The organism is Pseudoalteromonas prydzensis (assembly GCF_011050055.1).
Taxonomy (GTDB): Bacteria; Pseudomonadota; Gammaproteobacteria; order Enterobacterales; family Alteromonadaceae; genus Pseudoalteromonas; species Pseudoalteromonas prydzensis_A.
Map to the genome: position 1 here is coordinate 47,834 of NZ_DRGM01000185.1, position 19,948 is coordinate 67,781.

Consider the following 19,948-nt stretch of genomic DNA (forward strand, 5'->3'; position numbering starts at 1 on the left):
TTCTTTAGTCTAATTTGTTTAACTGTTTTAGATAACGTAAATAAGCTTGCACTGCTTTGTTATGTTCTTTTAAGGTTTTCGAAAACTGATGGCTGCCATCACCTTTTGCAACAAAATACACATACTCAGATTCAGGCGGATTGACTGCCGCTAAAATTGCCGCTTTTGATGGCATGGCGATCGGGGTTGGCGGTAAACCATTTATTCTATAAGTGTTATACGGTGTATAAGCAGTTAAATCTTTACGCTTAATATCACCATCAAAATCAGCGCCCAAACCATAGATAACGGTAGGATCGGTTTGCAAACGCATATTGGAGTTTAAACGATTACTAAATACTGATGCAATCAATGGTCGTTCACTAGCAAGGCCGGTTTCTTTTTCAATAATTGACGCTAAGATCAACGCCTGATATTGGTTTTCATACGGTAATACGTCTGCTCTTTGCGACCACGCATCATCAAGTACGCTCTGCATTTTTTGATAGGCACGCTTTAATACACTACTGGCAGAATCATTGGCATGATAATGATAGGTGTCAGGGAACAACCAGCCCTCTAAATGCTGTTCAACACCGGTAATTTGCACGCCAAGCTCCGTTGCCTGTAAATTTTGCTGCAGATGTGGGGCTACTTTTATATTGCTCAGCACATCACGCAACATTTGCCCTTCAATAATAGTGAAACTAAAGCTCACTTGTTGGCCTTGATTAATACGACGAATATTAGCAAGTACAGTGCCCTCATCAAGCTGATATAAACCTGCTTTTAAATCGGTAAGGGTTGGATCAAGTTTGGCGAGTATTTGATAACGAAAACACCCTTCTAGCCACTTTTTAGCCTGCCACTGTTGGCATAGTTGATTAAACCCCGTGCCTTTTTTAACTTCAAAGAACGTACTCGCTGGGGCAGTGAGTGTACTGTTGATAGTGCTTTGTAATTGCTGATAACCAATGCCAGTGACCAGCAACGCTAACAACACAATAGAGATAATCACTCTTAACACGCAGACTCCTTGGCTAATAAACCATGCAATAGTTTTAAACTCGTTGTTAAATCAAACTCAGTATCAGCAATGGCAATGACAGGCACGATTGCCATTAAACTGTTACACAGATACACCGCATCCATTTGCAGTAATTCGGGCAAGGTAATATCAATAAATTCAATCTCCAACTTATCACACAGTGATTGCAGATAAACCCCTTTGATACCACAGTTTTGTAAATTTGGGCTGACAACACGGCTATTGTGAATAGCAAAAATATTCGCAGCAGAGGCTTCAATCACATTATTCTGGTAATCGCAGACCAAAACATCATCACATGTTTGCGCGTCCATCGCGCGTTTGATCATCACTTGCTCTAACCGGTTTAAGGTTTTTAAACCCGCAAGTAACGGCTGTGAAGCGAGCTTTATAGGACTGACCGCAAGTTTAAACCCCTGCAGTGCTTGCTGATTATAATGCGCCGGAAAAGCTAACTGCGATAACAAAATAGTGGTCTGCGGCTGCTCAGGCAATGCATACCCTCGTCCGCCTTCACCCCGAGTGACAACTATTTTTAACACACCAAGAGAGACTGATTGGATATAATCGTTAACGGCTTGCGTTAATGCGCTGATATCTAGTTCGTCAAACCCCAATCGTGCGGCACACTCTATTAGCCGCGCACAATGTAACGGCCAGTGTTCAACCTCTGTATTTTGTACTTTTGCGGTAGTAAAAAAACCATCGCCATAATTTAGGCCGCGGTCTTTATTACTAACGGTGCTCGTTGCATCTGTAAATATAATTGTTTGCATCGGTTTTTGTTTTTTTTGCATATAAAAAAGCCCAGTCACAACTGGGCTATTATTTTGTCTCGTTGTTAAAAAAGATTATACCTTTTTAAATAGCAACGAGCCATTAGTACCACCAAAACCAAACGAGTTACATAATGCGTAATCAAGTTTCGCATCACGAGCGGTGTGTGGCACATAGTCCAGATCACAGCCTTCGTCAGGATTATCAAGGTTAATTGTTGGCGTTACTTTTTGCTCTTGTAATGACAAAATCGTGATAATTGATTCAACAGAACCTGCTGCCCCCAATAAGTGACCCATCATTGATTTAGATGAACTCACCATCACATCTTTTGCTGCATTACCAAAGATTGCTTTAACCGCTGAGGTTTCAGCTTTATCACCGGCGTTGGTTGATGTACCGTGGGCGTTGATATAACCCACTTGCTCAGCATTTACACCCGCATCATTGAGCGCATTTTCCATCGCAAGTGCTGCACCGGCACCATCTTCAGGCGGTGACGTCATGTGATACGCATCACCACTCATACCAAAACCAACTAACTCAGCGTAGATTTTAGCGCCACGGGCTTTAGCATGTTCATACTCTTCAAGTACGATTACACCTGCGCCATCAGCCAATACAAAACCATCACGGTCTTTGTCCCATGGACGAGACGCTGCTTGTGGGTCATCGTTACGGGTTGATAATGCGCGTGCTGCGTTAAAGCCACCCATACCAATCGGTGTCGACGCTTTTTCAGCACCACCGGCAACCATGGCATCTGCATCACCGTAGGCAATCATACGCGCCGCATGGCCGATATTGTGCAAACCTGTGGTACAGGCTGTAACAATTGAAATATTTGGACCACGCAGACCGTGCATAATCGATAAATGACCTGAGATCATATTGATAATGGTCGACGGCACGTAAAAAGGAGAAAGCTTACGTGGGCCACTGTTTAATAGTTTTATGTGGTTCTCTTCAATCAAAGTTAAACCACCAATGCCTGAACCCACAGCAACACCAACGCGCGGTGCGTTTTGCTCTGTGATCTCAAGGCCAGAATCTTGTAATGCCTGCACACCCGCTGCTATGCCATATTGGATAAACAAATCCATTTTTTTAGCATCTTTAGGTGACATATAGTTAGATGCATCAAAATCATTCAGCAAGCCTGCGAATTTGGTGCCAAAACTTGAAGTATCGAAATGCGTGATAGTCTGAATACCACTTTTGCCATTTAACAAGCCTTGCCAGGTTGATTCAACATCGTTACCTAGCGGTGTCAACATTCCTAAGCCAGTTACGACGACTCGACGTTTAGCCACGGGTTGCCTCCAATAAGGGAATTATTATTTTAGGTGGGTGTGTACTAACTTAATTAGTATCATATTATGGATAGATTAAGGGCAGCGAATGCTGCCCTTAATTTGCGATTGATTACTCAGCGTGAGCTGTTACGTAATCGATTGCAGCTTGTACTGTAGTGATCTTTTCAGCTTCTTCATCTGGGATCTCAGTGTCAAACTCTTCTTCAAGAGCCATTACTAATTCAACAGTATCAAGTGAATCGGCGCCTAAGTCATCAACGAAAGAAGCTTCATGCTTTACTTCTTCTTCTTTAACACCTAGTTGCTCAATGATGATTTTCTTTACGCGTTCTTGGATGTCGCTCATTCTTCTTTCCTTTATTAAAAACGCCAATGCGTTATTTTCAGATTGCGGCGTAGTTTACGGCGCATAATTCTGTGATTCAAGGATTTGCTGATAAATATTTATCTGGTCAAACCTCTTGAGGGTTATTTGTCTCTTTTATCGCTTATTTTCAACGCGAATTCAAGTATGTTTAAAGCAAGATCACAAAAAATTCAACATTTTTCGACAAACTTATTAAAAACAAAAAAGGAACAAAGTTCCTATACCATGTACATAGCACCGTTTACATGCAGGGTTTCACCCGACACATACGCGGCTGCATCAGATGCTAAATAGCATACGGCTGCGGCAATTTCATCCGGTTGACCTAAACGTCCAACGGGCACATTAGCAAGCGTAGCTGCTTTTTGCTCATCTGTAAGCTCATCGGTCATATCTGTTTGGATAAAACCAGGCGCTACCACGTTCACAGTAATGCCACGAGAGGCAACTTCACGTGCCAGTGACTTAGAAAAACCAATTACGCCCGCTTTAGCTGCTGCATAGTTAGCTTGGCCTGCATTGCCCATTGTACCAACAACTGAACCGATATTAATAATACGGCCATTTTTCTTTTTCATCATCGGGCGTAACACTGCCTTCGATAAACGGAAAATAGAGCTTAGATTCGTATCAATAATATCATCCCATTCAGCGTCTTTCATGCGCATAAGTAAATTATCACGGGTAATACCGGCATTATTTACTAATACATCGATATCACCTAAATCTGCTTTTATCGCCGCAAGTGTCGCCTCAATCGATGCAGGATCAGTTACGTTAAGCGCATAACCTTTACCATTCTCGGCTAAATATTCACTGATATTTGCAGCACCTGACTCGCTGGTTGCAGTACCGGCTACTTTAGCACCTTGTGCCACCAGCATAGTTGCGATTGCTTTACCAATACCGCGGCTTGCACCAGTAATAAGGACAACCTTGCCCTCTAATGAAAATAAATTTGCCATTGTTTCCTACTCTTATTTTGCTGCATCAATGCTGGCTTGATCATTTACCGAGCCACACACCATTGCTTTATCAATACGTTTAGCAAGGCCAGTTAGCACTTTACCTGGGCCAAACTCGTAGCTTTGCGTAATACCTTGTGCCACTAATGCTTGGACTGTTTCAGTCCAACGTACCGGGCTGTATAATTGACGAACCAAAGCATCTTTAATTGCATCCGCTGAATTTGCAGCAGTTACATCAACATTATTAATTACATCACACTTAGGTGTACTAAATGTTAAAGCGGCTAAATCAGCAGCTAATTTTTCTGCCGCTGGTTTCATTAACTCACAATGTGAAGGCACGCTTACCGATAAAGGCAAAGCACGCTTTGCACCGGCTTCTTTACATGCTTCTGAGGCTCTGTCTACTGCGGCTTTATGTCCTGCGATCACAACTTGACCTGGAGAATTATAGTTTACTGGTGCAACAACTTCGCCCTGTGCTGAAGCGTCGCATGCAGCTTTGATCTCGTCATCACCTAGACCAATGATCGCAGCCATAGAGCCAACGCCTGCAGGCACGGCCTCTTGCATGTATAAACCACGGTTTTCTACCAGCTTTACAGCCTGGGATAAGCTTAGTACATCTGCACAAACCAGCGCTGAATATTCGCCTAAACTGTGACCTGCCATAGTGACTTCTGCATCTGGATTTGCAGCAAGCCATTGGCGGTAAATCGCCACTGATGCTGTTAATAATGCAGGTTGGGTACGATGGGTTTGATTGAGTTGTTGTTCTGGACCATTAAGTACTAACGCTGCCAAATCATAACCAAGTGCCGCTGATGCTTCTGCAAACGTTGCTTTAACAACGTCAGATTGCTCTAAAAGCTCACTTAACATACCCACTGACTGGGAACCTTGACCTGGAAAAACAAGTGCAATTTTTTGTGCCATACTTTGCTCTTTTAATTAAACAAATAAATAAATGTTTAAGTACACATCTGACAAAGTTATTAATCGTCAGTTGCGACTTTTTTAGTTGAATGTGTTTGCTCGAAGATAGCTGCTATTTTTTCAGGAAGTTGACGTTCTACTTCCCTGACAGCTTCATCGATAGCAGCATGAAATGCTTTAGCTGAGGCATTTCCATGGCTTTTTACGACAATACCGCGCAATCCTACCAGAGAAGCGCCGTTATACTGGTCGGGGTTCACCCGTTTATAGAGTTTTTTTATGACTGGCTGTAGCATAAAGGCCAAACATTTATAAAAAAAGTGTTTCTGTAAGGCTTTGGTAAGCTTAAACATAATAAGTTTGGCAATGCCTTCGCAGGTTTTTAACGCCACATTACCGACAAACCCTTCGCAGACGATCACATCTGACTTACCAGTGAAAATATCGCTGCCTTCACTGTAACCAATATAATTGAGATGATCACATTGCTGCATTAGTTGCGCAGCTTGTTTGATATCTTCATGGCCTTTAATGTCTTCTGAGCCAATATTTAATAAGCTTACTTTCGGGTTATCGCAACCCAGCGCTTGTCCTGCCACCACGGAACCCATAATGCCAAATTGATATAAGGTTTGCGCATCACAATGCACGTTAGCACCTAAATCAAGTAAGTAAACCGGGTTTTTTCGCTCGGTTGGCACCGCCGATATTAATGCAGGGCGTTTTACGCCTGGCAGCATTTTCAATACGTAATGGGCCATGAATAACAATGCACCGGTATTTCCGGCACTCACGCACGCTTGTGCTTCGCCTGATTTAACTAAATCAAGGGCAACGCGCATGGAAGAATCTTTTTTTGATCGCACAGCAGTAGACGGCTCACAGCCATTTGTTACAACTTCACTGCAATGACGAATAATTAGACGAGGATGAGAAAGAGAATCGAGGGACTCGAGTTCTTTAGATATTACTTTTTCGTTACCACATAAGATTAATCTTAAGTTGGCATTGGCATTTACCGCGTTAACGGCTGCGGGGATAGATGAACGGGGGCCATAATCGCCCCCCATCATATCTAACGCAATGGTTAGATTGGTCAGCATAAAAGCAATCTCTTATTTAGAAATTACTTGAACGCCTTTGTAGTAACCATCTGCAGTCACGTGATGACGACGATGAGTCTCACCAGATGTTTGGTCTACAGTTAAAGTTGGACCACTGATAGCATCGTGTGAACGGCGCATGCCGCGTCTTGCACGAGACTTTTTGCTCTTTTGTACAGCCATAGTCTTCTCCTAAGAATCTTTCTTAAGTTGTTTCAAAATATCAAATGGATTTGGTTTATCCTCTTCCGCTTTTAATACACCAAAGCTGGCAGGCTTTGCTGAATAACTGCATGAAGCTTCGTTGTGGGTAGCTACTAATGGCACTGCTAAAATTAGTTCGTCTTCGATTAAATCGAACACGTTAATCTCACCATTTTCATCAACTGCTACTTCATCGTAGTCTTCTGGAAAATTATCTAACTCTGTATCCTCAGCTACTGGGGAATAAACAAAGTCTTGAACCAAATCCAACCCTAAATCACCATTACAACGTTGACAAGTGACAGTTACGTGTGTGGACAAATTGCCTCTAATCACAGCGAAACCTTGCTCATCGTTTTTGCAATGAATTGTTACCGCTATTTCACCTACTTCTTCCTGCACAACTTCCCGTAAACGGACAAGTTTTTCAAGCGGGACAATGCCGTCGTACTTTAAACGGTGTTGCGCTGCTTTGCCTGGATGAAGAGTGATGGGAATTTTCACCTTTTGCATAGGGGCTGCATCATATAGATAGTTGCTTGGTTAGTCAAAGTAAAAAACCATTTTTAGCTGGTTTTTCGCGATTCATTCCTTTGTTTTGCCGACGGATCTGATTTATCCTAACTCAATCTGATTTTCATTAGGAAAGCCATCCATGCAGCATCCACTTATTTTAGCCTCAAGTTCACCCTTTCGTCAGTCTTTATTGCAAAAATTTAATCTACCTTTTAGCACTTTTTCACCTGATGTTGACGAAACAGCAGATCCAGAAGAAACACCACCAGCGCTTGTAGCGCGTCTCAGTGAGGTTAAAGCCCGTGCCGCTGTGCAACATTTTAGCCAAGGCTTAGTGATCGGCTCTGATCAAGTCGCGGTGTTCAACCAGCAAATTCTGGGGAAACCACACAATAAAGCAAATGCCATCAAACAACTGAGTTTGTTTAGCGGCAATACAGTGACATTTTTAACCGGTTTATGTGTTTATGACATTCAAAGCAATAAAACTAAAACCCTTGTTGAGCCATTTAATGTCACTTTTAGAGCACTCACTCAGGCGCAAATAACTGCCTACTGCGATGCAGAGCAACCGTACAACTGTGCAGGCAGTTTTAAAAGTGAAGGCCTCGGTATTTGTTTGTTTGAAAAGCTCAGCGGCGATGATCCAAACAGCTTAATTGGTTTGCCGCTGATCAAACTCAGTCAGTTATTGGCTGAATTTGGTTTAGATGTACTTAATCAACAAGCGCAACTGCGTTAATTAAAAGTGCAGACAACTGTTGATACGAGTCAACCGTTGCAATAGGAGCAAGTTCGCTAAGCTGTAACGCATTATGCACTCCCATGGTCACACCAAGGCGGTCAATATTGGCCGCTTTTGCCATCGCCATATCTATTTTTGTATCACCAATCATCAGCGCATCTTCATGGCTAATATCAAGTTCTTCAAGCAATTGCAATAACATATCAGGGGCTGGTTTTGACAACGCATCATCACTAGTACGGGTTGCAACAAAATACTTGCTAAGCTTGGTTTCGTCTAACAAACGCTCCAGCCCTGCTCGGCTTTTACCCGTTGCCACCGCTAATAGTGTGCCCTGTGATTGCAACGCTGCTAAAGTGCTTGCAACCGCTGCAAACAAAGGCGTGGGTGTTACATCAAGGTATTTATACTGGTGTTTATAACCCGCAATTAACTGCGCATGCAGCGCTTGCTGCTCAGTAAATAGCGTCGCGACGGCACACTGCAATGATAAACCAATAATGTTTTTTATTGCTTCATCACTTGGCGGCGTTACGCCGCATGCTAATGCAGATTGGTGCATACAGTTAACGATTTTAGGCACTGAATCCATCACAGTGCCATCCCAATCAAATATAACTAGCTTATATTGTTTCACGATTTTGCAGCACGTAAGGTTTTAATACAGTTAACTAAAGCTTTATCTAGCGGCGCTTCTACGCGCATGGTGGTTTCATTTTTTGGATGATAGAAACTCAAATCATGGGCGTGTAAAAACAAACGACTTAAACCAATGTTACGCATTGCAGCATCAAACGCTTGATTGCCGTATTTATCATCACAGGCAATGGCATGACCACGACACTGAGTATGAACACGAATTTGATGTGTACGACCAGTAACAGGCGATGCTTGTACGAGTGAACATTCAGCAAAACGTTCCAGCACTTTAAAGCGCGTATGAGACGGCTTACCTTCGCTGTTATTAACACGAACTATGCGCTCACCAGATTGCAAAGTGTTCTTCAACAACCCTTCGGTAACATTTTTATCTTTTGAATCCCATTGTCCATCAACCAATGCCCAGTAATTTTTTTCCATGGTTTTTTCACGCAATTGTTCATGCAAGCTGGTCAACACTGAACGGCGTTTCGAGATTAACAAGCAGCCTGATGTATCACGGTCTAAACGATGTACAAGCTCTAAACTGCGTTCATCTGGGCGCAGTACCCGTAATGCTTCAATTAAGCCATAACTGAGGCCACTGCCACCATGCACAGCCATGCCTGATGGTTTGTTAATGACGATAAGGTATTTATCTTCAAATAAAATAGCATCTTCAAGTTTAGTGACTACATCGAGGTTTTTAGGCACAAACTCTTCACGTTCAGCTATTTGTATTGGCGGAATACGAACGATGTCATCGAGTTGTAATTTATACACAGGTTTGATGCGTTTTTTATTAACCCGCACCTCACCTTTGCGAAGAATTCGGTATACAGCGCTTTTAGGCACCCCTTTTAAATGGGTAATAAGAAAGTTATCAATCCGTTGACCTAAATGGTCTTCGGTAATCGTGACGAAAGATACTTGTAAGCCGGTTTTTTCTGACATTGCCTAACCACTGATTTAAGTAAAATAATTTTAGTTGCTAACACAGTTATAATAATGGGATAATCATCGTCGCAAATATGTATTTGCAAATAACAACGGTGCTTTTTAACACATTAAAACATTCGTGATGCACATTCTGGGTAATTGATCATACAGATCCGAGATAAGTTTTCCAAAGCTTTTATACATACCCAGTTTACACGTGCGTTCAATTAACTCCGATGCGCGTAATATATCGCCAGTTAAGTTTGAGCATGAAGTGTTATTTAATGTTGATGAAAAAAGCAATTTGAACAGATAATTTGTCTGATCGTGACGGCGTACAATACGCCGTTCAGCAGATGTACTGTAAAACACCTAAGTTAATTTAATAAATGGTCGACTCTGGACAGAACTCGAATACGTCACTGTAAAAAACAGCCGATAGTTTTGGCACCATAATAGAATTTAATAACGTGACAACACGTTATTGTCAGCCAGCACCATAAAGATACTTAAAGTACGAATACAGTACCAAGCTCCCCACAGATCCAGTCGTGAGACTGTACAAAAAGAAGCGATGGAGCAACTGAACAGGCGAAAAGTTTCGTCATGTCAGCGACATAACACAGTAGAGTAACAATATGAAACGTATGCTAATCAATGCGACGCAGCAAGAAGAAATGCGCGTAGCACTGGTTGATGGCCAGCGCCTGTATGATTTAGATATCGAAAGCCCGGGTCACGAACAAAAAAAAGCCAATATTTATAAAGGCAAAATCACACGTATCGAACCGTCATTAGAAGCAGCCTTTGTTGATTATGGTGCTGATCGTCACGGATTCCTTCCTTTAAAAGAAATCGCCCGTACTTACTTCCCACAAGGTTATACTTTCCATGGTCGTCCGAATATTCGTGACGTGATCAAAGAAGGTCAAGAAGTGATTGTCCAAGTTGACAAAGAAGAACGTGGCCAAAAAGGCGCAGCGCTTACCACTTTTATCAGTGTTGCCGGTAGCTACCTTGTTTTAATGCCTAATAACCCACGTGCAGGCGGGATCTCTCGTCGTATCGAAGGTGATGAACGCACCGAACTTAAAGAAGCATTAAGCCGTTTAGAACTGCCTAAAGGCATGGGTTTAATCGTACGTACTGCCGGTGTTGGTAAATCGTTTGAAGAACTAAACTACGATTTAAAAGCGCTGTTAGTGCACTGGGATGCCATTCAACAAGCATCAGACAGCGGTAAAGCACCCTTCTTAATTCACCAAGAAAGTAACGTTATTTTCCGCGCTATCCGCGATTATTTACGCCGTGACATCGGTGAAATTCTGATTGATAAAGCCCGTGTATTTGAAGAAGCTAAAGCGCACATTGAGCGTTTTCGCCCTGATTTCATGAGCCGTGTAAAACTTTATCAAGGTGAAGTACCACTGTTCACTCATTACCAAATCGAAAGCCAAATTGAGTCAGCATTCCAACGCGAAGTACGCTTACCTTCTGGTGGTTCAATTGTTATTGACCCAACTGAAGCACTTACTTCTATCGATATCAACTCATCTAAAGCCACAAAAGGCGGCGATATCGAAGAAACTGCGCTGAATACCAACTTAGAAGCTGCAGACGAAATTGCTCGCCAATTACGTTTACGCGACTTAGGTGGCCTAATTGTTATCGACTTTATCGATATGACGCCACCGCGCCACCAACGTGAAGTAGAAAATCGCTTAAAAGATGCTGTTCGTCCAGACCGTGCCCGTGTACAAATTGGTAAAATTTCGCGTTTTGGTTTACTTGAAATGTCGCGTCAGCGTCTACGCCCTTCACTTGGTGAAGCGAGCCAAGGCCCATGCCCTCGTTGTAGTGGTCAAGGTACTATTCGTTCAAACGAATCGATTGCATTGTCAATCCTACGTTTAATCGAAGAAGAAGCGATTAAAGACAATACCTCACAAGTTAATGCCCAAGTGCCTGTTGCAGTTGCTTCATACCTGTTAAATGAGCAACGCCGAAGCGTACATCGCATCGAAAAACGTCACAACTGTGATGTGGTGATCATTCCAAATAAACATATGGATACACCACACTACGAAGTAATGCGTTTGCGTAAAGATGAAACAATTGAAGCAGCAAGCTACGAGCAAATTACAGTACCTGAGCAAGAAGTGTTTGAAACCTCAAAAACACCAACGGTCGCGGTACGTGAAGAGCCAGTGTTAAAAGGCGTGGTTATGCCATCAACACCAGCACCACAAGCTCAAGCAGTCCCGGCAGCGGCACCACAAAGCGTTGCAGCCCAGCCGCAAGTAAGCTTATTTACTGCAATTGGTAATTGGTTTAAAGCTTTATTTGCAACGCCTGCTGAGCAAACAGAAAGTAAAGAGCAACAGCAGCAAAAATCGGCTAGCGAATCTCGTAATAATCAACGTCGTAATAACGATGGTGATACTCGTCGTCGTAATAACCAACGTCGTCGTAATAATAATTCGCGCAATAAACCGCAAAGTGAGCGTACAGAACGCGTAGCTGAAGAAACGCCAGCAGTTGAAAACACGCAAAACAACGAGCAACAGGAAAGAAACGATAACCGTAACAAACGTCGTCGCAATCCTAACTCGCGTAAACGTAATGACACTCGTAGCGATGACGGCAAAGTAGTAGCAGAAAAAACAGCAGCAAAAGCTGACGTAAAAGAAGCTGCACCAAGCCAAGATGTCATTGTTGAAGCAACTGAGCAAAAACCGAAGGTTCGTCGTCAGCGCCGTAACTTACGCAAAAAAGTTCGCTTGCAAGATGAAAATGCACAACCGGCTACAACCAACAATGACGCAGAGCAACAAACTGCACCTGTTGTTGATGATAAGCCAGCTAAGCCAGTTGTAACTCAAACTGAAGAAGTTAAAACATCTGTTGAGACTACTTCTGTCGAAACAACGGCTGTTGCAGCGCCTGAGCAAAAAGCTGAACAAACGGCACCAAACGAGCAAGAAGCTGTAACACCAACTGATGAAGAGCAAGGCCAAACGCGTACGCGTTCACGCCGCTCACCACGTCATTTACGTGCTGCAGGACAACGCCGTCGTCGTCCTGAGGGTGAAGAAGCTACATCAACGCAAGGTACACAACCGCCAGCATTTATTCCAGTTGCAGATCAAGCCGCTGCTGAATATGAAGCTGAGTTAAAAGCCAAGCAAGATAAGCAAGCAGCAGAAGTAGCTGAACAAGCACCTGTGGTTGAAGAACCTACTCCTGAAGTAGTTGAACAAGCGCCTGTGGTTGAAGAGCCTGCTCCAGAAGTAGCTGAACAAGCACCTGTGGTTGAAGAACCTACTCCTGAAGTAGTTGAACAAGCACCTGTGGTTGAAGAGCCTGCTCCTGAAATAGTTGAACAAGCGCCTGTGATTGAAGAGCCTGCTCCAGAAGTAGTTGAACAAGCGCCCGTGGTTGAAGAACCTGCTCCAGAAGTAGTTGAAGAAAAACCTATGGTTGAAGAACCTGCTCCAGAAGTAGTTGAACAAGCGCCGGTGGTTGAAGAACCTGCTCCAGAAGTAGCTGAACAAGCGCCTGTGGTTGAAGAACCTGCTCCAGAAGTAGCTGAACAAGCGCCTGTGGTTGAAGAACCTACTCCTGAAGTAGTTGAAGAACCTGCTCCTGAAGTAGTTGAACAAGCACCTGTGGTTGAAGAACCTACTCCAGAAGTAACTGAACAAGCGCCTGTGGTTGAAGAACCCACTCCTGAAGTAGTTGAACAAGCACCTGTTGCAGCTGAACCTGTTTCAGAAGTAGTTGTTGAAGAAACGGCACCCGTGGCAGAGACTAAGCCTACTGCAAAACCTGTAGCGCACACTAAAACAGTGATCACTTCAGGTAAAGCAAGTGCACCAATGGCACAACCTACTGCGGTTGCAGATAGCGACGTTGCCCATACGCCAAAAGCGATGGCACACGACAAACGTGAAGCGATCCCAGATAGTGGCTTACGTGCCGGTTCTATCAAACCAGCGGGTCGCGCAAATGCAGCAATGACTAAAACCATGAGTGTTGACTAACACCTTTGGTTTAGCTTAAAAGCACAGTAAAAAGCCGCGTTAATGAAAATTAACGCGGCTTTTTTAATTTCAGTTATAAGGTTAAAGAGTAAAGGGAAAAGGGAAAAGGGAAAAGGGAAAAGGGAAAAGTTTACTAAGCCTAGCTCGACATGGCAAAAATAAACAGCCCATAGCACTTGTTATTAATAAAAAGTAACGCTGTATTTATCCTTTTTTTAGCACATATTCATTAAGCAATTCAGGAAACTTTTCTTGCGCTGGAAACTTACAAAAACTGTGCTCTGCCCCCGTACTCGCCCACTCAAGTTTTTCATCGGTGTAAGTTTCAATGAATGGTTTGTAGGTGCGAGAATCATCTAGCATTGTTGCGCGTACATTTACAAAATCATCCAAACCTTCTAGATGGGTAAATAGCCAACTCATGCAATGCTCACAAAAAAAGTGCTGTGTACTGCTATCATGCAGCCCGCCAATAACAGGCGTTCCAGATGTAATTGAAAAGGCAGCTCGTTGAAATAATGAGCTTAAGCTAAATGCGCTAGACGTCATTTTCTGACAGCCAGTGCAATGACAAGCCATAGTGATCATGGGCTGTGCGCTAACTTCAAACTTTACCTGTCCACAACGACAATGCCCTTTCGTTTTATGGGATGTGCTGTTCATTATAATCTTCCTTTAAGTTCAATTTTATCAACGCTGATGCTACGTTGAATGCATTACAAATAACCTTAGCGCATGCCACAGGGTTTGATTGCGCTATAAAATGTCCGCCTTCAATCTCAACTTGGCTGAAGCTGGAGCACATTGACGCTAAGTATTTCACCGCACTAGCACTGATCAGTAAATCTCTGCTAGGGCGAATATAAATCACTGGACAAACTAATACTTGCTGCTGTTTTGAAAGACCGGCTATGTTGCATAACCTTAATTTGAGTTTACGTTTATTCGCTGTTTGCAGTGAAGCAAATACGGGATAAACCAACGTTTGGCCACCCATTAAACTAAAACCAAACAGATAAAGTAGCTTGTTACTTAAATAATTTGCTGACAGTAAGCTAACGGGTAAAAAGCCTGTCAACTTAGATAGCAAACAAGGCGCAGAGATAAAGCTGGCCAAAAATACGATGCCTTTAACACGACTGCCAAGTAGCTTATAAATCTCATAAGCCACCCGTCCAGAATAAGACTCGGCGACAATATAGATATCAGTATCTTCAAAACGCTTCGCAAGTTCTGCACCTTGCTCAGCATAAGTTACGCCTTCAAGTGATTCATATGAAATCACTTCTGTATCAAAGCTTTCAGGAAAGTTTTCCGTCAATTTAGCAAAGAGTAAGCCTGTTCCATCAAGGCCAGGTAGCAGTATGATTTTCATGCTTAAATTTGCTATTTTGTTAGAAAGTGATTATCTGTGACCTTAACTAATTCGCTATACTTCATTTAATCACCTGTTCCAGTGAAATTTGTATTTGTGCTAGCTCCGCCACCGAAAGGCTTAGATGGGCTAATAGACGAATCTTGAGTACGATGAAATAGCCATAATCCTATTGCCGCAAAGAATGGAATTAACCAAACCAGCGCTATTTGCGTTCCCTTTTGAAATCGCTCTAAATCATTCCTTTTAGCTAAAAATACAGAAACAGCTAAATTTATTAAGAATACGATTGCTAAAATGATGTACCAATAAGTAAAATCCACTTAAACCTCCATTGTCTATTACTCGAGCTAAGGCCAAAATGCGTTAGATCTGATTTTTATTTTGTATTTTCTTGTAGTGCCGTACCAACTGCAAGGCCAATGCCAATAGCTAAACTGAAATGCAATATATTAAAGATCACACCAATAGCCACCCCGATAGCAGTGCCAACTCCACCCCCTATTGCCATATAGGCACCTAAGGTCATATTCGCTGACTTGCTTTTGTTTTTGTCACTCATATCAGCCCTTAAATCATCACAGCTATGTCGGCTTATCTACAAGTCTAAAAAATGACTCGATTTGATTTATTTTCATTTGTAAACCAACCATAGCCTAGTTCCTATTTTGGTTCAATTATTTGGCAGCGGCAAGTCATGTAAATCAACTCGCTGCACTTACTTAGTCTTTAATTCTCCCTAACAGTTCGATTACTTCTTGCACCACCCTATCTGGTTCATCATTTTGAGGGTAATGATAGCTCTTATCTGTTAATACGGCTTTGCCTTGTGGAAAAGACTCAGCCCAAGCCGAATGCAATTCGCCCCACATCGTTCGGCCTGCATCGGTAAAAAAGAGTAATGGCGGATTTTTATACTTTTTCACGGATGCAATAACGGTTACTGGAATATCTGGGATCTGTGGATAATCTGGCAACGGTCTTTTCGCCCAGAAATCCAGATACTGGTTAGATATACCATTAGCCATATCATCCAGTTTCACTTGTGCTATTTCTTGCTCAGCTTTGGCAAGATCAATCTGGCGCATAATATCAACATCATGCTCGGAAGCAGGCTCAATCAGCATAAGAGCTGAAACCCACTCAGGATATGTTGCAGCGAATCGTCTTGCGATATAAGCACCATATGAATGAGCAATATAGACGATTGGTTTTTCAACGTCTAACGCTTCAAGTAGCATGCGAGCTTCGTTTGCATACTCTTCAGAGCTATAGTTTTTCCTCAATTGCGCAGAACCGCCGTTACCAATTCTTGAATAACGAATGATGCGGGCTTCCTTTGCAAGCTTTTCAAAAACCGGCTCCCAATCAGACAACCCCGCAGAGCCACCCGCTTCTAAAAGTACCGTGTGCTTGCCACTCCCCGCCATTTCGTACTCAACATCATAACCATTAACTTTGATAAAACTAGGCTTAGCAAACACACTTGCCGTGACAAAAAAACAGCAAAGCAACAATCCAAATTTCACTTCTTCTCCTTAGATACTAACGGGCTTATCGATTAGCCCGTTTTTAAATTTATTTTAATCGGTTAGTGACTTTCGTTAACTGCTCTAATACTGAATATGTACACGTCTTTAAATAATATTATGAAAAAACAAGCCAGCCCTTTTTACTTTATTAATAAAAATACATGCTAACTGGGGTCGAAACTGGAAGTTAAAAAGCCTCCAACCACCTATTAATACATAAAGTCTATATAATTAAAGTCTTCAAATTCCGACATTTGGTAAAGTTACGTAAAACATAAACAATCATAGAATCGGGATATTCATCTTCGACTAGTTGATGAAGCTTATCAATTAAACCCTCTACAATTAGAGGCAAGTCAGACTTAAAGATCTCATCATAGGCATGATATGTTTCTGACCAATATTTTTGAGGGATCGTTTGGCATACAATGTGCGTTACAAATGCATTCCCATATTTATTAATACTCCGTTTTCGACCTGAACTCGCAATAGCCCTATTTCCCATCTCATTAGAAACATAACGAAATATTTTTACTGATTTCATTATCTTTAATGCCGAAATATTAGTATTGAATAAACTGGTATATGGTTCTTGTTGAGGATCTTCCCATAGCTTACCTGACTGTTTCTTAACTAAGGTGGAATAATCAACATCAGGCCAAAGACATGCTAAACTGAAAGTAACCTCTTCAAATGTATAATTATTATCATTTGGGATTATTTTTTCTTGGGTTCTTTTATAGTGATATTCAATATTCTCTAATCTTAATTCATTTCTAATCCGTTCTTGTTCTTTATCTAACGAAACAAAGTCTTTTTTATCAACCTTATTTTGAGTGTTTGTTGCTACAGTGATTCTTTCTCCGAATCCTTCCTTACTTCCTTCTAAAGAAATAAACTTTACAAAAACATTTATTTTAGATAAATCTATATCTTCATTTTGAGATAGTAAACCAATTGATCCGAAAGTCTGAGCACCATTAACAACAGATATTCCTTTACAAGAAAAAGAACCAATATTTTTTGCAGAACCACCTTGAGGTTTCTTTTTTATAGACTCACCAAGGATAGTTATTCCATTATTAAAATAAATGAAATTTTCAGGTTCATTTACAATGGTATTTTTAATATCGTCATTTACAGAAGAGCTTCCTAGAAAACTTCTTATATTCTTAGTAAAAAGTCTAGCCCCATATTTATCCCATAACGCGGCTAAATCAGAACCTGCAATTTGACCATAATAGGATTGATATGGCTCTTCAATATATCCCCAGTTAGATAAAAGAAAGTCTTCATTTATCGGTGTGGAATTAATTCCTGTCACCAAGCCTTTATAAGCACTGTCTATATTAAAGTCACTAAATACAACTAATTCTTCTGTATCATTTTGCTCCTTTAAAAATTCATTAATTGGTTCTAAATTTTCTTTTGATAAGCCTTTACCAGTATAAGCCATCAGTAATTGAATCTTTACTGATGGGTCATCTAAGGCTCTAAGTATTTCATCTTGTCTATTTTTTATTTTGTCATTGAATTTATCGAATTCGGCATTAATTAAGTTTTTAATACCTCTAGTAAACTTCCCAATCTCTCCAGTATCAATTCCACCATTATGTTTATTGATAAATTTTGATTGTACTATCCATAGGTTATGTCTTGATTCATCATAGTAAATAGCATCAATACCATTATCGCCATAACCGTCAGTAACGGATTCTGCAGCATCATCAACTTCTGCAAATGCTTCGACGCTTAGAGAATATGCAGCTAATGCCCTAGACCTAAATTGCTTTTCTTTGTCTTCTGGAGAACAATTTGGAGATAAGTTTGATAAATCAATTTTTCCATCAAACTCTTTATCCAAGAAGTTTTTTATTCTATTTAAAGTTAATGTGCTCATATAGTTCCTTTATGATGATTGATTGTTCAAGAAATAACACAAAACAACGTATATCCTTATACTTCCAGTAAAAGTTACAAATGTAAACAATTTATTGCAGAGATAAAGTTTGCTGCTTAGTTGAAGTAAAACGAAGATTAAGAATGTGATAGGACAGAATATATAACTCATAACGCACAAACAAAAAGCGCGGTGCATGCACCACGCTTTCAACTAACTCAAATCTGCTTAAAACTTACCGCTTATGGCTTAAAGCTGACGGCTAAAGCTCTAGTCTTCACTTTCCATAAACCGTTGCAGTTGGTCTTTAAGGTTCGGCGGTATGCCTTTAATGACTAACGTATCGGTGGCTTCGTTGTACATTACCCGTTCGCCTAAGTGTTTGCGCTCAAAGCTGATGCTAACACCGCCGCCAAGGCCGGAAAATTTAACCATGCTGGTGACGGTTTTTTTATCGACCGGGAATGACTCTTCTAAATCATAGCTTTGCTCTTTGCAAAAGCTTTCAAACGGGTTGTCGTCGCCTTTGCTAAGCGTTGCAGATAACTCGCTGACGTTGGCATCTTCACCGGTGGTGACGCAATCATTACAGTAATCAAACACTTGTTTACGTAGATCGTCTTTTTCAGATTTATCAAATTGTTGCTCTGATAAGTAATCTTCAACAGCATTGAGCATTACTTGGCTTTGCTGTTTAGGATCGATGCCTTCTTCACAGCCTAAAAAGTCTAAGAAGAAATCGGCCACTTTACGCCCTGCTCGGCCTTTAATAAAAGAAATATAGCGATTGTCTTCAGCTTGGGTGTCCCACGCCGTTAAATCGATGCGTGCAGCTAGTTGCATACGGGAAATATCTAAATGGCGTGACGACGCTAAATCAAGCTCAGAGGTAATTGAGTAATGCTCTTTGATGTTGATCAATGCTATTAACATGTAGTCGGTGGCCACATATTGGTAGTGGCAAAAAATTAAATAACCGGTTTCGTTAAACGCGTATTTATTTAATTCTTCTTTTAAAACCGTGGTGGCTTGCTCTGTCATGTGCCAAAAGCCAAGCTCGTGATTGCGGTAGCTTTGCATGGCTGATGCAACCACAGAGTTTTTATCACCACTAAAAGCACAATACCCTTTACCTGGTTTGCCGTTGTACGCGTGATGAAGTTGCTCGATGAATACAGCGACTTTGTCATTCACTGCCATTTCGTCATTGCGCAAATGAATTTGCGTATCGTCGTCTTTTTTGTCTACATAATGAACGACTAACTTTTTAACATCTATTGCCATCTTTGTTTTTCACGCCTCTGGTGTTAAAATGTGAGAATATAACTCTTTTATTGAACCAACTGATGCCAATCTTATCAAAATATTCTAACGATGAAGTAGAACAAATCGTCGATCAGCTCATTGATGTGTTAACTAAGCACAATGCGCCGGTTGATTTAAGTCTTATGTGTTTAGGAAATTCTATCACGCATATCTTAAAAGAGCATGTACCAACAGGGAAAAGACAAGCGGTTGCAGACAATTTTGCCAAAGCACTTGCGCAATCGGTTAAATAGAC

Annotated in this window: 21 protein-coding genes; 3 read left to right on the plus strand and 18 right to left on the minus strand. The window is 41.4% G+C overall.

What is annotated here, in order from left to right; translation table 11 throughout:
- Positions 1 to 4: 4 nt before the first annotated feature.
- The 9 genes from mltG to yceD all read right to left on the minus strand — a co-directional run bounded on the left by mltG (position 5) and on the right by yceD (position 7,211).
- Positions 5 to 1,006 carry an endolytic transglycosylase MltG gene (gene mltG, locus ENH88_RS18485; RefSeq protein ID WP_304184520.1) on the minus strand — a complete coding sequence of 334 codons (1,002 nt, stop codon included), beginning with the start codon at positions 1,004 to 1,006 and terminating at the stop codon, positions 5 to 7.
- The gene (pabC, locus tag ENH88_RS18490) at positions 1,000 to 1,824 is read right to left on the minus strand and encodes an aminodeoxychorismate lyase (protein ID WP_414704865.1); all 825 of its coding nucleotides are present in this window, start codon (positions 1,822 to 1,824) and stop codon (positions 1,000 to 1,002) included. The genes mltG and pabC overlap by 7 nt, the downstream gene beginning before the upstream one ends.
- Positions 1,825 to 1,878: 54 nt before the next feature.
- Positions 1,879 to 3,117, minus strand: a complete 1,239-nt coding sequence (fabF, locus tag ENH88_RS18495; RefSeq protein ID WP_064667064.1) for a beta-ketoacyl-ACP synthase II — start codon at positions 3,115 to 3,117, stop codon at positions 1,879 to 1,881.
- Positions 3,118 to 3,229: 112 nt separating this feature from the next.
- On the minus strand, positions 3,230 to 3,466 hold the full coding sequence (gene acpP, locus ENH88_RS18500) for an acyl carrier protein (protein WP_016707440.1): 237 nt from the start codon (positions 3,464 to 3,466) through the stop codon (positions 3,230 to 3,232).
- A 239-nt stretch (positions 3,467 to 3,705) separates the two neighbouring features.
- Positions 3,706 to 4,452 (minus strand): 3-oxoacyl-ACP reductase FabG, encoded by a 747-nt coding sequence (fabG, locus tag ENH88_RS18505; protein WP_192542095.1) that lies wholly within the window; start codon positions 4,450 to 4,452, stop codon positions 3,706 to 3,708.
- A 12-nt stretch (positions 4,453 to 4,464) separates the two neighbouring features.
- Positions 4,465 to 5,391, minus strand: coding sequence for an ACP S-malonyltransferase (fabD, locus tag ENH88_RS18510; protein ID WP_304184539.1), 927 nt, complete (start codon positions 5,389 to 5,391; stop codon positions 4,465 to 4,467).
- Positions 5,392 to 5,450: 59 nt separating this feature from the next.
- Positions 5,451 to 6,494 carry a phosphate acyltransferase PlsX gene (plsX, locus tag ENH88_RS18515; RefSeq protein ID WP_304184541.1) on the minus strand — a complete coding sequence of 348 codons (1,044 nt, stop codon included), beginning with the start codon at positions 6,492 to 6,494 and terminating at the stop codon, positions 5,451 to 5,453.
- Between the two features lie 12 nt (positions 6,495 to 6,506).
- On the minus strand, positions 6,507 to 6,677 hold the full coding sequence (rpmF, locus tag ENH88_RS18520; protein WP_002962381.1) for a 50S ribosomal protein L32: 171 nt from the start codon (positions 6,675 to 6,677) through the stop codon (positions 6,507 to 6,509).
- A 9-nt stretch (positions 6,678 to 6,686) separates the two neighbouring features.
- The gene (yceD, locus tag ENH88_RS18525) at positions 6,687 to 7,211 is read right to left on the minus strand and encodes a 23S rRNA accumulation protein YceD (protein WP_301562317.1); all 525 of its coding nucleotides are present in this window, start codon (positions 7,209 to 7,211) and stop codon (positions 6,687 to 6,689) included.
- Between the two features lie 142 nt (positions 7,212 to 7,353).
- Between yceD and ENH88_RS18530 the strand changes: the two genes are divergently transcribed.
- Positions 7,354 to 7,956 (plus strand): Maf family protein, encoded by a 603-nt coding sequence (locus tag ENH88_RS18530; RefSeq protein ID WP_304184557.1) that lies wholly within the window; start codon positions 7,354 to 7,356, stop codon positions 7,954 to 7,956.
- Here ENH88_RS18530 and ENH88_RS18535 read toward each other — a convergent pair.
- Positions 7,931 to 8,596: an HAD-IA family hydrolase gene (locus ENH88_RS18535; RefSeq protein WP_304184560.1), complete on the minus strand. Its 666-nt coding sequence runs from the start codon at positions 8,594 to 8,596 to the stop codon at positions 7,931 to 7,933. The two genes, ENH88_RS18530 and ENH88_RS18535, sit on opposite strands and share 26 nt — an antisense overlap.
- A complete protein-coding gene (gene rluC, locus ENH88_RS18540; RefSeq protein ID WP_304184561.1) occupies positions 8,593 to 9,552 on the minus strand; it encodes a 23S rRNA pseudouridine(955/2504/2580) synthase RluC in 960 nt (319 codons plus the stop codon). The genes ENH88_RS18535 and rluC overlap by 4 nt, the downstream gene beginning before the upstream one ends.
- 623 nt (positions 9,553 to 10,175) lie before the next feature.
- Here rluC and rne point away from each other — a divergent pair.
- A complete protein-coding gene (gene rne / locus ENH88_RS18545; protein ID WP_304184563.1) occupies positions 10,176 to 13,580 on the plus strand; it encodes a ribonuclease E in 3,405 nt (1,134 codons plus the stop codon).
- 204 nt (positions 13,581 to 13,784) lie between these two features.
- Here rne and ENH88_RS18550 read toward each other — a convergent pair whose 3' ends face one another.
- From ENH88_RS18550 to yejK, 7 genes are all read right to left on the minus strand, one after another.
- Positions 13,785 to 14,243 (minus strand): GFA family protein, encoded by a 459-nt coding sequence (locus tag ENH88_RS18550; RefSeq protein ID WP_304184564.1) that lies wholly within the window; start codon positions 14,241 to 14,243, stop codon positions 13,785 to 13,787.
- Entirely contained in the window at positions 14,224 to 14,955 is a 732-nt protein-coding gene (locus tag ENH88_RS18555) for an alpha/beta fold hydrolase (RefSeq protein WP_304184568.1), read from the minus strand. Before ENH88_RS18555 ends, ENH88_RS18550 begins: the two co-directional genes overlap by 20 nt.
- 65 nt (positions 14,956 to 15,020) lie before the next feature.
- A complete protein-coding gene (locus ENH88_RS18560; protein WP_304184569.1) occupies positions 15,021 to 15,278 on the minus strand; it encodes a hypothetical protein in 258 nt (85 codons plus the stop codon).
- Positions 15,279 to 15,334: 56 nt separating this feature from the next.
- Positions 15,335 to 15,517 carry a hypothetical protein gene (locus ENH88_RS18565; RefSeq protein ID WP_304184571.1) on the minus strand — a complete coding sequence of 61 codons (183 nt, stop codon included), beginning with the start codon at positions 15,515 to 15,517 and terminating at the stop codon, positions 15,335 to 15,337.
- Between the two features lie 160 nt (positions 15,518 to 15,677).
- Complete coding sequence (locus ENH88_RS18570) at positions 15,678 to 16,385, minus strand: alpha/beta fold hydrolase (RefSeq protein ID WP_304184651.1); 708 nt, start codon at positions 16,383 to 16,385, stop codon at positions 15,678 to 15,680.
- 325 nt (positions 16,386 to 16,710) lie between these two features.
- Entirely contained in the window at positions 16,711 to 18,387 is a 1,677-nt protein-coding gene (locus ENH88_RS18575) for an AIPR family protein (RefSeq protein WP_304184572.1), read from the minus strand.
- A 270-nt stretch (positions 18,388 to 18,657) separates the two neighbouring features.
- Positions 18,658 to 19,671, minus strand: a complete 1,014-nt coding sequence (gene yejK / locus ENH88_RS18580; protein WP_304184575.1) for a nucleoid-associated protein YejK — start codon at positions 19,669 to 19,671, stop codon at positions 18,658 to 18,660.
- Positions 19,672 to 19,733: 62 nt separating this feature from the next.
- Here yejK and ENH88_RS18585 point away from each other — a divergent pair, with 62 nt between their 5' ends.
- Positions 19,734 to 19,946, plus strand: a complete 213-nt coding sequence (locus tag ENH88_RS18585) for a DUF1414 domain-containing protein (RefSeq protein ID WP_016707302.1) — start codon at positions 19,734 to 19,736, stop codon at positions 19,944 to 19,946.
- Positions 19,947 to 19,948: the final 2 nt, after the last annotated feature.

What these genes read in the sequence shown, in the direction of transcription:
- yceD (WP_301562317.1), bottom strand. Translation starts at nt 7,211, where the DNA reads ATGCAAAAGGTGAAAATTCCCATCACTCTTCATCCAGGCAAAGCAGCG.
- ENH88_RS18530 (WP_304184557.1), top strand. Translation starts at nt 7,354, where the DNA reads ATGCAGCATCCACTTATTTTAGCCTCAAGTTCACCCTTTCGTCAGTCT.
- fabD (WP_304184539.1), bottom strand. Translation starts at nt 5,391, where the DNA reads ATGGCACAAAAAATTGCACTTGTTTTTCCAGGTCAAGGTTCCCAGTCA.
- ENH88_RS18575 (WP_304184572.1), bottom strand. Translation starts at nt 18,387, where the DNA reads ATGAGCACATTAACTTTAAATAGAATAAAAAACTTCTTGGATAAAGAG.
- rluC (WP_304184561.1), bottom strand. Translation starts at nt 9,552, where the DNA reads ATGTCAGAAAAAACCGGCTTACAAGTATCTTTCGTCACGATTACCGAA.
- fabG (WP_192542095.1), bottom strand. Translation starts at nt 4,452, where the DNA reads ATGGCAAATTTATTTTCATTAGAGGGCAAGGTTGTCCTTATTACTGGT.
- yejK (WP_304184575.1), bottom strand. Translation starts at nt 19,671, where the DNA reads ATGGCAATAGATGTTAAAAAGTTAGTCGTTCATTATGTAGACAAAAAA.
- ENH88_RS18550 (WP_304184564.1), bottom strand. Translation starts at nt 14,243, where the DNA reads ATGAACAGCACATCCCATAAAACGAAAGGGCATTGTCGTTGTGGACAG.
- pabC (WP_414704865.1), bottom strand. Translation starts at nt 1,824, where the DNA reads ATGCAAAAAAAACAAAAACCGATGCAAACAATTATATTTACAGATGCA.
- ENH88_RS18585 (WP_016707302.1), top strand. Translation starts at nt 19,734, where the DNA reads ATGCCAATCTTATCAAAATATTCTAACGATGAAGTAGAACAAATCGTC.
- rpmF (WP_002962381.1), bottom strand. Translation starts at nt 6,677, where the DNA reads ATGGCTGTACAAAAGAGCAAAAAGTCTCGTGCAAGACGCGGCATGCGC.
- ENH88_RS18555 (WP_304184568.1), bottom strand. Translation starts at nt 14,955, where the DNA reads ATGAAAATCATACTGCTACCTGGCCTTGATGGAACAGGCTTACTCTTT.
- plsX (WP_304184541.1), bottom strand. Translation starts at nt 6,494, where the DNA reads ATGCTGACCAATCTAACCATTGCGTTAGATATGATGGGGGGCGATTAT.
- ENH88_RS18565 (WP_304184571.1), bottom strand. Translation starts at nt 15,517, where the DNA reads ATGAGTGACAAAAACAAAAGCAAGTCAGCGAATATGACCTTAGGTGCC.
- rne (WP_304184563.1), top strand. Translation starts at nt 10,176, where the DNA reads ATGAAACGTATGCTAATCAATGCGACGCAGCAAGAAGAAATGCGCGTA.
- ENH88_RS18570 (WP_304184651.1), bottom strand. Translation starts at nt 16,385, where the DNA reads ATGGCGGGGAGTGGCAAGCACACGGTACTTTTAGAAGCGGGTGGCTCT.
- acpP (WP_016707440.1), bottom strand. Translation starts at nt 3,466, where the DNA reads ATGAGCGACATCCAAGAACGCGTAAAGAAAATCATCATTGAGCAACTA.